Source organism: Hydrogenophaga sp., from assembly GCF_036675665.1.
GTDB lineage: Bacteria > Pseudomonadota > Gammaproteobacteria > Burkholderiales > Burkholderiaceae_C > Hydrogenophaga.
Genome location: NZ_JAKFEO010000006.1, coordinates 155,744 through 168,259, shown reverse-complemented (window position 1 = coordinate 168,259; position 12,516 = coordinate 155,744). Strand labels below are relative to the sequence as shown.

Annotated in this window: 10 protein-coding genes; 4 read left to right on the top strand and 6 right to left on the bottom strand. The window is 66.0% G+C overall.

All coding sequences use genetic code 11. From position 1 onward, the window contains the following. Positions 1 to 32: 32 nt before the first annotated feature. Both V6M63_RS01245 and V6M63_RS01240 read right to left on the bottom strand, forming a co-directional pair. The gene (locus V6M63_RS01245) at positions 33 to 2,333 is read right to left on the bottom strand and encodes a RelA/SpoT family protein (RefSeq protein WP_332738674.1); all 2,301 of its coding nucleotides are present in this window, start codon (positions 2,331 to 2,333) and stop codon (positions 33 to 35) included. A gap of 13 nt (positions 2,334 to 2,346) precedes the next feature. Further along, positions 2,347 to 3,267: an alpha/beta fold hydrolase gene (locus V6M63_RS01240; RefSeq protein WP_332738672.1), complete on the bottom strand. Its 921-nt coding sequence runs from the start codon at positions 3,265 to 3,267 to the stop codon at positions 2,347 to 2,349. Between the two features lie 86 nt (positions 3,268 to 3,353). Here V6M63_RS01240 and V6M63_RS01235 point away from each other — a divergent pair, with 86 nt between their 5' ends. Further along, entirely contained in the window at positions 3,354 to 4,124 is a 771-nt protein-coding gene (locus V6M63_RS01235) for a 3-hydroxybutyrate dehydrogenase (RefSeq protein ID WP_332738670.1), read from the top strand. A 113-nt stretch (positions 4,125 to 4,237) separates the two neighbouring features. Here V6M63_RS01235 and V6M63_RS01230 read toward each other — a convergent pair whose 3' ends face one another. Together V6M63_RS01230 and V6M63_RS01225 are read right to left on the bottom strand one after the other, a co-directional pair. Beyond that, positions 4,238 to 4,975: an SIMPL domain-containing protein gene (locus V6M63_RS01230; protein WP_332738668.1), complete on the bottom strand. Its 738-nt coding sequence runs from the start codon at positions 4,973 to 4,975 to the stop codon at positions 4,238 to 4,240. Next, positions 4,972 to 5,382 carry a hypothetical protein gene (locus V6M63_RS01225; protein WP_332738666.1) on the bottom strand — a complete coding sequence of 137 codons (411 nt, stop codon included), beginning with the start codon at positions 5,380 to 5,382 and terminating at the stop codon, positions 4,972 to 4,974. The genes V6M63_RS01230 and V6M63_RS01225 overlap by 4 nt, the downstream gene beginning before the upstream one ends. A 52-nt stretch (positions 5,383 to 5,434) precedes the next feature. Here V6M63_RS01225 and ompR point away from each other — a divergent pair, with 52 nt between their 5' ends. Beyond that, on the top strand, positions 5,435 to 6,166 hold the full coding sequence (gene ompR / locus V6M63_RS01220; RefSeq protein WP_332738664.1) for an osmolarity response regulator transcription factor OmpR: 732 nt from the start codon (positions 5,435 to 5,437) through the stop codon (positions 6,164 to 6,166). Next, positions 6,166 to 7,569 (top strand): ATP-binding protein, encoded by a 1,404-nt coding sequence (locus tag V6M63_RS01215; RefSeq protein WP_332738662.1) that lies wholly within the window; start codon positions 6,166 to 6,168, stop codon positions 7,567 to 7,569. The genes ompR and V6M63_RS01215 overlap by 1 nt, the downstream gene beginning before the upstream one ends. 119 nt (positions 7,570 to 7,688) lie before the next feature. Here V6M63_RS01215 and ispF read toward each other — a convergent pair whose 3' ends face one another. Beyond that, positions 7,689 to 8,192, bottom strand: a complete 504-nt coding sequence (gene ispF / locus V6M63_RS01210) for a 2-C-methyl-D-erythritol 2,4-cyclodiphosphate synthase (protein ID WP_332738660.1) — start codon at positions 8,190 to 8,192, stop codon at positions 7,689 to 7,691. Further along, positions 8,189 to 8,923: a 2-C-methyl-D-erythritol 4-phosphate cytidylyltransferase gene (gene ispD, locus V6M63_RS01205; RefSeq protein ID WP_332738658.1), complete on the bottom strand. Its 735-nt coding sequence runs from the start codon at positions 8,921 to 8,923 to the stop codon at positions 8,189 to 8,191. The genes ispF and ispD overlap by 4 nt, the downstream gene beginning before the upstream one ends. Before the next feature lie 83 nt (positions 8,924 to 9,006). On the opposite strand from ispD, the gene mfd reads away from it, so the two are divergent. Continuing rightward, positions 9,007 to 12,489 (top strand): transcription-repair coupling factor, encoded by a 3,483-nt coding sequence (mfd, locus tag V6M63_RS01200; protein WP_332738656.1) that lies wholly within the window; start codon positions 9,007 to 9,009, stop codon positions 12,487 to 12,489. The last annotated feature ends 27 nt before the right edge of the window (positions 12,490 to 12,516 follow it).

Genomic DNA, 12,516 nt, shown 5'->3' with positions numbered 1-12,516 from the left:
CTGCGAAGTATAGCAGCACTTCAAGAGCGCTTTCAGCGCCGGCGAACCACGCGCACGCCGGGCACATCGCCCACCACCGCCATGGCCCTGGCGACCTGCCGCGCATCGGCCACTTCGATGGTGAAAGTCATCCAGGCCACGCCTCGCACCGACTGGGTCTGCACGCCGATGACGTTCATCTTCTCCCGGGCAAACACGTCCGAGATGTCGCGCAGCAAGCCCTGCCGATCCTGCGCCTCGATCCCCACATCCACCGGGTACACCGCTGCCTGTCCGTCCCGACCGGCACCGGTCTGGCCGCTCCACTGCACCTCGATCACGCGGTCCGGGCTCTTGCGCTGCAGGTGCGCGAAATCGGTGCAGTCGACACGGTGGATGCTCACGCCCTTGCCGCGGGTGACGAACCCGCCGATCTCGTCGGGCGGCGCAGGCTTGCAGCATTTGGCCAGCTGCGTCATGAGCGAGTCCACGCCCACGACCAGCACGCCACCGGCTGATGCGCCGGAATTCTTGCGCGGCTTCTTGAGCCACACGGGCATTTCGTCCGGTGCGGACACTTCGGGCGGACGCAAATGCTGTTCGATGGCGCGCAGCGACAACTCGTCCTTGCCCACCTGTTCAAACAGTTCCTGCGCCGACGCCAGGCCCATTGCGATGGCGAGATCGTCCAGCTTCAGCGCAGTCTTGCCTTCACGCTGCAGCAGTTTTTCCACCGCTTCGCGCCCGCGCGCCACGGTCTCTTCCATGGCCTGCGCGTTGAACCAGGCCCGCACCTTGCTCTTGGCACGGTGACTGACCAGATAGCCCAACTCACCATTGAGCCAGTCACGCGAAGGCCCACCCTCCTTGGCGGCCGTGATCTCCACAGTCTGGCCGTTCTGCAGCGGCGTGTTGAGCGTGACCATGGCCCCGTCCACCCGTGCGCCGCGGCAGCGATGACCGAGGCTGGTGTGCACCGTGTAGGCGAAGTCGACCGCGGTGGCGCCCTGGGGCAGTTCGACGATGGCCGCGTCCGGCGTGAGCACATAGATGCGGTCATCGAACAGACCCTGGGCCGTCCCACTGAGGTCCCGCTCCCAGGCCAGCAGTTGACGCAGCACGGCGATCTTGGCGTCGTAGTCGGAACTGGCCGACACACCCGCATATCCCTTGGACCCGGCTTCCTTGTAGGCCCAGTGCGCGGCCACGCCATGCTCGGCGTGGTCGTGCATCGCCTGCGTGCGGATCTGGATCTCGAACGCCCTGCCCTGAGCGTCGCGCACGACGGTGTGCAGCGACTGGTAGCCGTTGGGTTTGGGCTTGGCGATGTAGTCGTCGAACTCGTCGGCCACCGGCACGAACTGGGCGTGCACGTGCGCCAGCACGGCATAGCAGTCGCCCACCTGCGGCACGATCACGCGCAGCGCGCGGATGTCGAACACCTGATCGAAGTCCAGCGACTTGCCGCGCATCTTCTTGACGATGCTGTAGATGTGCTTGGGTCGGCCCTGAACGGAGGTCGACACGCCTTGTTGTTGCAGATCGTCTTCGAGTTGTCGGCGCACCTGCTCCACATGAGCTTCGCGCTCTGCGCGCTTTTCATCGAGCAGCCGGGCCACTTCCTTGTAGGTCTGCGGCTCCAGGAAACGGAACGCCAGGTCTTCCATTTCCCACTTGATCTGCCAGATGCCCAACCGGTTGGCCAGGGGCGCGAACACATGCAGCGACTCGCTGGCGAGCGCCTGCCCCGGATCGCCCTTGCTGGCAGCGAAGTAGCGCAACGTCTGCAGGCGGGAAGCCAGTCGCAGCATGACCACGCGCAAGTCGCGCGAGAACGCCAGCAGCATCTTGCGCACGTTTTCGGTCTGGCTGGCCGCCAGTTCCGACACCGGCCCCTTGTTCGGGGCAGCCACCGTGGGGTCCAGCGCTGCCAGACGTTCTTCTTCCTTCTTGGCCTGCACCTCGGCGGTCTTGATGCGCGCCTGGCGCTGCAGTTGCACCAGCTTGGTGGTCTCCAGGGCCAGCGCAGCAAAGTTTTCGCCGAAGGCCTTGGTGATCACTTCCTGAGGGCGGTTCAGGTACTGACAGGCATAGACCAGGTAGGCCGCGGCCTGCATGGCCTCGGAGCCACCAATATCGGACAGCACACTGGCCACAGCATCGGCGTGGGCGAGGATGTTCTCGCCGGTGTCGAGCTCCTCGTGGGACAGCAGGGGTTCAGCAAAGGCCCGCGCGCGCTGCAAGGCCTGCGCCTGGTGCGGCAGGCTTTCGGCGGTGGCCGCCACGATCGCCGACGGCACGACCGCAGGTGCTTCGACCGTTTCGGCGTGTCCCGGGGATGGAGTGCGCTTCATGCCGGTGGCCCCATCAGCTCGACCACAGGAAATCCCGCACCACGGCCACCTGGTCATCGGCCACCAGCGTGGGCGCGTGACCCACACCATCGAAGGTGACCAGCATGGCCTTGGGCCCGCGCTGCGTCATCTGCGCCGCCGTCTCGGGCGTGAGCAGGTCGGACTGCGCGCCACGAAGCAGCAACGTGGGCGCCTGGATCGCGTCGTACAACCCCCAGAGGGCGGCCTCGCCCGCCTGCACGATCTGCTGCGCGCGCGCCTCATCGGTCGTGGCCGTCATGGCCTTGAACGGCACCGCAATCGCGGGGTCGTAGTGCAACCACCAGCGTCCCTCTCGCTCGCGCAGCAGCGGACGCGAAAGCGCCTGCCACTGCGCGGGCGTGTGGGGACCGAAGCCGGCCGAGATGGAGGCCAGGTAAGCCACTGCGGCCTGTTCGCTGTCGAACGACGGGTTGAGGCCGAGGTATGCCCCGATGCGCAGCAGCGCCTCCCATTGGATCGCCGGTCCCACATCGTTGAGCACCAGCCGGCGCAGCGCCATCTGCGGCTGGGCTGCCATCGCCATGCCGATGAGGCCGCCCATGCTGGTGCCCACCCAGTCGATCTGGAGATCGGGCGCGTCGGCGCGCAGGCGCGTGATCAGCGCCGCCGCGTCGGCCGCGTAGGTGGGAATCTGGTACCCCATGGGATCGGCCAGCCGGTCGCTGTGACCACGACCCGCCACGTCCACCGCGATCACCCTGGAGCGCTGGCGCAATGTCTGGGCCAGGGTGTCGAAGTCCAGGCCCTGGCGCGACAGGCCGTGCACGCAAACCACGACACTGCTGTGATCGGCGACCTGGCAAGACCACTCCCAGTAAGCCAGACGGCGGGGTGTACCCGTCGCTGCGGCTGCGCCGCCGACGGTGAGATGTTGGAGTTGGGGTGCTTGCATGGCGCAGGGAGATGGGGAGGTGAGATGTGTCCGTGATAATGAACCGGGCACCGTTCAATCAATCGTAATGGAAGTGGGGATTTCACATGCTTGCCAACAAAACCGCCCTCGTCACCGGCTCCACCAGCGGCATCGGCCTGGGCATCGCCAAGGCCTTGGCGCGCCAGGGTGCCAACATCGTGCTCAACGGGTTCGGCGATGCCGAAGGCCCCAAGGCCGAGATCGCAGCGCTGGGCGCGAAGGTGGCCTACCACGGCGCGGACATGAGCAAGGCCGCCGAGATCGAAGCCATGATGGCCTTTGCCGCCGAGACCTTCGGGCAGGTCGACATCCTGGTGAACAACGCCGGCATCCAGCACGTGGCACGCATTGAAGACTTCCCGGTCGAGCGCTGGGACGCGATCATCGCCATCAACCTCACCAGCGCCTTCCACGCCAGCCGGCTGGCCCTGCCTGCGATGCAGAAAGCCAACTGGGGCCGCATCATCAACGTGGCTTCGGTGCATGGGCTGGTCGGCTCGGCGGAGAAGTCGGCCTACGTGGCGGCCAAACACGGCATCGTCGGCCTCACCAAGGTCACAGCGCTGGAGAACGCCTCGTCTGGCGTGACCTGCAACGCGATCTGCCCGGGCTGGGTGCTCACACCCCTTGTGCAGAAACAGGTGGACGCCAGAGCCGCCGCGCTGGGCATCTCCAACGAAGACGCCAAGAAACAGTTGCTGGGCGAAAAAGAGCCCTCAATGCAGTTCACCACGCCGGAAGAACTGGGCGAGCTGGCCGTGTTTTTCTGTTCACCCGCTGGCAACAACGTGCGCGGCGTGGCATGGAACATGGACGGCGGCTGGACTGCTCAGTAAACGTGCACCCCCGCCGCGCTTCGCGCGACCCCCTCAAGGGGGCAGTGCCTGAGGCCCGGCAAAGCCGGTTCATCGGCACCACTGGGTTGAGTTGCCTCAGGTGCGACAGTTCTTCACTTCAGTTGAACCGAACCGGACACCGTCACATTGACGGTGGATTTGCCTGGCTCAACAGGTACGGCTGCGTCCGACATCGCGGCCTTCGCTTCCATGGCCATGGCGCGTGGCTGGAACGGGCGACCTTCCTGATCGGCCGAACTCACCGCCACTTCACGCAAGCTGTAGCCAGCGAAGCCGAAACCCTTGGCCACCTCGCCCGCCTTCGACTTGAAACGCTCGATGGCCATCGCCTGCACGTCGGATTCCAGTTTCAGTCGCGCTTCACGCGAGAGTGAGAAGCCCATGTTGCTCATGGTGAGCGTCTGGATCTTGCCGGCGGTGGTGCTGATGCGGGCGAAGTCGCGTCCTTCAAGCACCAGTTCGGTGCTGCCCTGCCAGCCACTGATCTTGCCCTTGTCGGTGTAGCGCGGGTACAGACTGAACTGACCGGTTCGCACTTCAAGCTGCTGGGGCTGGGCGCTGGCGCGGGCAACCGCCAGAGCGGACTCGAGTGCCGCCTTGAGCTGGTTCTGCACGGTGACCGCATCCGGTCCTTCGCGCGTGGTGCTCAGGCTCATGCTCAGCCAGTCTTGCGGTGCTTCGAGGAAGCCGCTGGCCGAAAGGTTGACGACGTTGAGAGGTGGGGGCTGCACGCCCTGGGCGTGCGCCAGGGAGCCGATGGCAATGAGAGATGAGAGAACGAGGGTGCGGAAACGGGGAAGTTGAACGGAACGTTGGGCTGACAAGGTCATGGTTTGAATCGGTTCTCATGCGGCGACTGGCCGCGAAGCTGCTCGCGCAGTCGCAGGCGCTCTTCAACGGACAAGCGGTAAGGCTTGGCGTTGTCTTCCATGTCGTCAAAGGGTTGCCGAAGCACATCGCGCAGACGAAGAACGTTGCGGGATTCCCCTTCATCCACCGAAATGGGCATGACCATCACCGATGCGTTGGTGGGCATCGGATGCACGCGCTGATCGCCGGGCGCGCCATGCGCCGTACCCAGTGTCAACATGATCAAGCCCAAGGGCAAATACGTTTTCATGTTCCGCTCAAGTATCGTCAATCCGGTCATTGTGTGATGTGCGCGCCGTGAACGGTTCGAGCGTCCGGGCAACATCTGTAACAGCATGTCAGGAAAATAAAAATCCAGTGCTGACAAGCACTTGGCGCTGCCACAATCGCGTTTGTTACATATTCAGGAAGTTGCCTACATGCCACAAAACAACACACGCCCCAACAAGATCCTCGTGGTCGACGACGACGTCCGCATCCGCGACCTGCTGCGCCGCTATCTCATGCAGGAGGGATTTGAGGTCATGCTGGCCGAAGACGGCAAGTCGCTCAACCGGGTTCTGCAGCGCGATTCGGTGGATCTGATCGTGCTCGATCTCATGATGCCGGGCGAAGACGGCCTGTCCATCTGCCGCCGCCTGCGCGCCAACGGCGACCGCACGCCGATCATCATGCTCACCGCCAAGAGCGAAGACGTCGATCGCATCGTCGGCCTCGAAGTCGGCGCCGACGACTACCTGGGCAAACCGTTCAATCCGCGTGAACTGCTGGCCCGCATCCACGCCGTGTTGCGCCGCCGCCCCCCCACCGAAGTGCCCGGCGCGCCCTCGCAAGACCAGGAAGTCGTGAACTTCGGCCCCTTCGAGTTCGATCTGAGCCTGCGCACGCTGCGCAAGGAAGGCTCCGACCTGCCCCTGACCACCGGCGAGTTCGCCATGCTCAAGGCGCTGGTGCGCCACCCGCGCCAGCCACTGTCTCGCGAGAAGCTGGCGCAACTGGCCCGCGGACGCGAGTTCGAGCCGTTTGATCGCAGCCTGGACGTGCAGGTCTCCCGCCTGCGCAAGCTCATTGAGGAAGACGCTGCTTCGCCGCGCTACCTGCAGACGGTGTGGGGCGTGGGCTATGTGTTCGTGCCGGACGGCAACGCCTGATGTCGGAAGAGTCGCGGGTTCCTTTTGAGACCCATCCCACTGCACTGGAGACCGCACCTGCTCCGCTGGAACTGAGGCCCAACCGCGGCTTCAGTCTGTTCTGGCGCACATTCTTCTTTCTGGCCTTGCTGCTGGTGGGTTGCATCGTGGCCTGGCTGCAGACCTTTCGCGCGCTCGAATACGAACCCCGGGCACTGCAGAGCGCCAACCAGCTGGCCTCGCTGGTCAATCTGAGCCGTGCGGCCCTGGTGCACTCGGATTCGATCGCACGGGTCTCGCTGATCAAGACCCTGGCCGACGAAGAAGGCCTGCGCATCGCGCCGCGCGAGCCCAACGACACCTTCCGCCTCTACGACACCGATGTGCTCAGCCGCAACGTGGCCGAGCGCCTGAGCGGGCGCCTTGGGCCCGGCACCCTGGTGGCGCGTGAAGTCAACGGCACACCGGGTCTCTGGATTGGCTTCAACATCGACGGCGACCCCTACTGGCTGCTCACCGATCCTTCGCGCATCGGCCCGGTGGCGGGCACCACCTGGTTGATCTGGCTGGGCACGGCTGCCCTGCTCTCCCTCACCGGTGCGGCACTCATCGCCCGTTTGATCAACCGGCCGCTGAAGAAGTTGTCGTTCGCGGCCAGCCGCGTGCGCGAGGGAGACTTCAACGCCAGCCAGCTCAACGAAACCGTGGCCACCAGCGAAATCCGCGAGGTCAACATCGGTTTCAACCGCATGGCGCAGCGCCTGTCCAAGATCGAGCAGGACCGCGCGCTCATGCTCGCCGGCATCTCGCACGACCTGCGCACACCGCTGTCACGGCTGAGGCTGGAAACCGAGATGAGCGTGGCCGACCCCATCGCCCGGGAGCACATGGCGGCCGACATCGAGCAGGTCAATTCGATCATCGACAAGTTCCTCGACTACGCCCGCCCCGATCACATCAAGCCCGACCGGGTGAGCCTGAACCAGGTGGTCGATGCGGCGGTGTTTGCGCTGGGCGATGACGAACGCAACGTGTTCACCACCAGCATCCCGCCCGACACCATCGTGATGGGGGATGCGGTGGAGCTGCAGCGCGTGTTCGCCAATCTGCTGGAGAACGCCTGCCGCTACGGCCGTGACCCCCGCACGGGCGTGGCGCGCGTGGACATTGCCGCCAAGCCCAAGGACGATTGGGTGCTGATCAAGCTGCGCGACCATGGACAAGGCGTGGACCCGGAAATCCTGGAGCAACTGACCCAGCCGTTCTTCCGGGGCGATGTCTCGCGGACCTCGGCCACCGGCACCGGCCTGGGTCTGGCCATTGTCGACCGCGCCATCGCCCGCATGGGTGGGCGCTTTGCGCTGGCCAACAGCAGCACGGGCGGCCTCTCGGCCCACTTGAAGCTGCAGCGCGCTCCCGCCTGATCCCGCCCTGGGCTTATACGGATTTGCAGTCAAAGTGAGAACAAGGCGCGAAGCCGCAGACAGTGCTGTCGCACGGCAAGGCGAAGCAACGCCGTTATCGCTTTGATTGCGAGTCCGTATCAGGTCCGCACGAAGAGCATGGCCACGGCCCGCGCTTCGATGGAGAGGCCCTGCCCCACCGGGCCGATCTTCTCGGCGGTCTTGGCCTTCACGTTGACCTGACCCACCGTCACGCCCAGCGCGCGGGCGATGCCCTCCACCATGGCCGGGATGTGCGGCGCCAGCTTGGGCGCCTGCGCGGTCACGGTGCTGTCGACGTTGCCGATCTCGAAGCCCGCCTCACGCACGCGGCGCGCGGCCTCGTTCAGCAGCACGCTCGAATCCGAGCCCTTGAAACGATCGTCCGTGTCGGGAAAGTGACGACCGATGTCGCCGAGTGCCGCGGCCCCCAGCAAGGCGTCGGTGATGGCGTGCAGCAGCACGTCGGCATCGGAATGGCCCAGCAGACCCTGACTGTGCGGGATATGCACGCCACCGATGACGAGTTTGCGGCCGGGCACGAGCGCATGCACGTCCCAGCCCTCGCCGATGCGCCACGTCGGGACCGGGATCGGGGTGTTCATGCGCGGCTCCTGAAGATGGCTTCGGCCAGCGCGAAGTCATCGGGGTAGGTGATCTTGAAATTGCGGACGCTGCCCGGCACCAGCAGTGGACGGTGGCCAGCCATCTCCATGGCGCTGGCTTCGTCGGTCACACCCGAAAAGCCCTGCGAGGCAGTGGCGGCCAGCGCGGCGTGCAGCGCCCCCAGGCGAAACATCTGCGGCGTTTGCGCGAGCCACTTGCCCGCGCGGTCCACCGTGGTCGTCACGCGCCCATTGGCCTCGGCCTTGAGCGTGTCGGGCAGTGGAACCGCGAGCAGGCCACCCACCGGGTCGTGCCGGCACGCGTCGATCAGTGCGTTGACCATGGTCGCGGTGATCAGGCAGCGCGCCGCATCGTGCACCAGCACCCAGTCGGCAGGATCCGTGCCCTGGTCCAGCAAGGCCTGCAAACCGTTGAACACGCTCTGCGCGCGCGTGCTGCCGCCGCAGCGCAGCGCGGACACACCGGGGTAACCCAGAGTCCAGAAATCATCGCCCGGGGCCACCACCACCACGAGCCGATCCAGGCGGGGCACGGCGCGCAAGGCCACCAGGGTGTGCAACACCATTGGCAAACCGAGGATGGGCTGGTACTGCTTGGGAACCTCGGTACCGGCCCGCGAGCCGGTGCCGGCGCACGGCAGCAAGGCATGGCAACGGATGCCGGCCTCGGTAGAAGTGTGGGGGGTCAATTCGGGAGCGGCATCGGGCATGGGTGGCTGCATTCTAAAATCACGGCTCACACACCCCCTGCTCTCCTGGGCCGGGGGTGTTCGTCATGGAAACACCGCGCGTCATGGACCTCCCCAAACTCACCCCCGGCAAACGCTTCACCCTGCCCCACCCCGGCGGCTCGGCCGACGCGCTGTTGCTGGCGAAGCTGGCCGCGCGCGACAAGGCCGCGGGTCGGCTCACGGCGATCATCACGTCGGACGCCAACGACGCGCAGCGGCTCATCGACGAGATGTCGTTCTTCGCGCCCGAGCTGCGATGCGCCCTGTTCCCCGACTGGGAGACCCTGCCCTACGACACTTTCTCGCCACACCAGGACCTGATCAGCGAACGGCTGGCCACCCTCTGGCGCATCTCGCAGCGCGACAAGGAGACCGGCGCCGACGTGGTGCTGGTGCCCGCCACCACCGCGCTGTACCGCGTGGCGCCGCCGGCGTTTCTGGCGGGCTACACCTTCCAGTTCAAGGTCAAGCAAAAGCTGGACGAGGCGCGTCTGAAGGGCCAGCTCACGCTGGCGGGCTACCAGCATGTGACGCAGGTGGTGAGCCCGGGCGAGTACGCGGTGCGCGGCGGCCTGATCGACCTCTTCCCCATGGGCAGCCCCGTGCCCTACCGCGTGGACCTGTTCGACGACGAGATCGACAGCATCCGCACCTTCGACCCCGACAGCCAGCGCAGCCTGTACCCGGTGCCCGAAGTGCGGCTGCTGCCCGGGCGCGAATTTCCCATGGACGACGGCGCGCGCGCGAAATTCCGCAGCCGCTGGCGCGAACTGCTCGACGGCGATCCGACCAAGAGCCGCATCTACAAGGACATGGGCAACGGCGTGGCCACCGCCGGCATCGAGTACTACCTGCCGCTGTTCTTCGACGACACCGCCACCGTGTTCGACTACCTCGGTGCAGACGCCACCGTGGTGCTGCACGGTGACCTGGAGCCGGCCTTCCAGCGCTTCTGGCAAGACACGAAAGACCGCTACCGCCTTGTGCACGGCGACCCGGAGCGTCCGGTGTTGCCGCCCGAGTCGCTGTTCCTGGGCGTGGAGCAGTTCTATGCGCGGGCCAACGAACACGCGCAGCTCTCGGTGCGCCCGGTGCAGGCCGAGCTGGAGCACAGCGCCTTCGCGCAAAAACTGGGCGACCTCTCCGTGGTGCGCGGTGCCGAAGACCCGCTCTCGCGCCTGCAAGGCCACATCCGCAACACCGCGCAGCGTGTGCTGCTGCTGGCCGAGAGCGACGGCCGGCGCGAGAGTCTGCTCGATTTCCTGCGCGCCAGCGGCGTCAATCCGCCGGCCTTCGACTCCTTGCTGGAGTTCCAGACCAGCAGCGAGAAGCTCGGCATTGCCACGGCTGCGCTGTCCACCGGCTTTTCGTGGCTCGAAGACGGCATCGACTTCGTCACCGAGACCGAGCTGTTCGCCGCGAGCCCCACCACGCGCCGGCGCAAGAAGCAGGAACAAGTCAGCGATGTCGACGCGCTGATCAAGGACCTCTCGGAGCTCAACCTGGGTGACCCGGTGGTGCACATCGCCCACGGCATCGGGCGCTACCGCGGCCTGATCAACCTGGACATGGGCGAGAAGAACGCCGACGGCACGCCAGCGCTGATGGAATTCCTGCACCTGGAATACGCCGACAAGGCGGTGCTCTACGTGCCGGTGAGCCAGCTGCAGCTGATCGGCCGCTACACCGGCGTGGGCGCCGACGAAGCGCCGTTGCACCGCCTGGGCAGCGGCCAGTGGGAAAAGGCCAAGCGCAAGGCGGCCGAGCAGGTGCGCGACGCCGCAGCCGAACTGCTCAACATCTATGCCCGCCGCGCCGCGCGCCAGGGCCACGCCTTCCGCTACTCGGCGCAGGACTACGAGGTGTTCGCCAACGACTTCGGCTTCGAGGAAACCGCCGACCAGCGCGCCGCCATCCACGCTGTCATTCAAGACATGATCAGCCCGCGCCCGATGGACCGGCTGGTCTGTGGCGACGTGGGCTTCGGCAAGACCGAAGTCGCCTTGCGCGCGGCCTTCGTCGCCGTGACCGGCGGACGCCAGGTGGCCCTGCTGGCGCCCACCACCCTGCTGGCCGAGCAGCACTACCAGACGCTGGTGGACCGCTTCGCCAAGTGGCCGGTGAAGATCGCCGAGATGAGCCGCTTTCGCTCTGCCAAAGAAATCACCGCGGCCGCCAAGGGCCTGGCCGACGGCTCGGTGGACATCGTGGTCGGCACGCACAAGCTGCTCAGTGAAAGCGTGAAGTTCAAGGACCTGGGCCTGCTCATCATCGACGAGGAACACCGCTTCGGCGTGCGCCACAAGGAGCAGATGAAGGCACTGCGCGCCGAGGTCGATGTGCTCACGCTCACCGCCACACCGATCCCGCGCACGCTGGGGATGGCGCTCGAAGGCCTGCGCGACCTGAGCGTGATCGCCACCGCGCCACAGCGCCGCCTGGCCATCAAGACCTTTGTGCGCAACGAAGGCAACGGCGTGATTCGTGAAGCCGTGCTGCGCGAGCTCAAGCGCGGCGGGCAGGTGTACTTCCTGCACAACGAGGTCGACACGATCGAGAACCGCCGGCAAAAACTCGAAGAGCTGTTGCCCGAGGCGCGCATTGCGATTGCCCATGGCCAGATGCCCGAGCGCGAGCTCGAACGCGTGATGCGCGACTTCGTGGCGCAGCGCTTCAACGTGCTGCTGTGCTCCACCATCATCGAGACCGGCATCGATGTGCCCACCGCCAACACCATCGTGATGGCGCGCGCCGACAAGTTCGGCCTGGCGCAGCTGCACCAGTTGCGCGGGCGCGTGGGCCGCAGCCACCACCAGGCCTACGCCTACCTCATGGTCCCCGACATCGAGGGCCTGACCAAACAGGCCGCGCAACGGCTGGACGCCATCCAGCAGATGGAGGAACTCGGCAGCGGCTTCTACCTGGCCATGCACGACCTGGAGATCCGCGGCGCCGGCGAGGTGCTGGGCGAGAACCAGAGCGGCAACATGCTGGAGGTGGGCTTTCAGCTCTACAACGAGATGCTGAGCGAAGCCGTGCGATCGCTCAAGGCCGGCCGTGAGCCCGACCTGCTCTCGCCGCTCTCGGTCACGACCGACATCAACCTGCACGCACCGGCCCTGCTGCCCAGCGACTACTGTGGCGATGTGCACTTGCGCCTGTCGTTCTACAAGAAGCTCGCCACCGCGCAAACCACCGACCAGGTGGACGGTCTGCTGGAAGAAATCGTGGACCGCTTCGGCAAGCTGCCACCCCAGGCGCAGACGCTGGTCGACGTGCACCGCCTGCGCGTGCTCAGCGCACCCTATGGCGTGGTGAAGGTGGACGCAGCGCCCGGGGTGATCCAGATCACCTTCCGCCCCAACCCGCCGTTCGATTCGATGCGCATCATCGAACTGATCCAGAAGAACCGCCACATCAAGCTCGCGGGCAACGAGAAGCTGCGCATCGAACGTGCCCTGCCCGAGGTGAAAGACCGCGTGCAGCTGGTGCGCGACGTGCTGCGATCGCTCGGCCAACCCATCCAACAACCCGTCACCGCCTGACGGCATTCCACCCATCCGTTCGGGCTG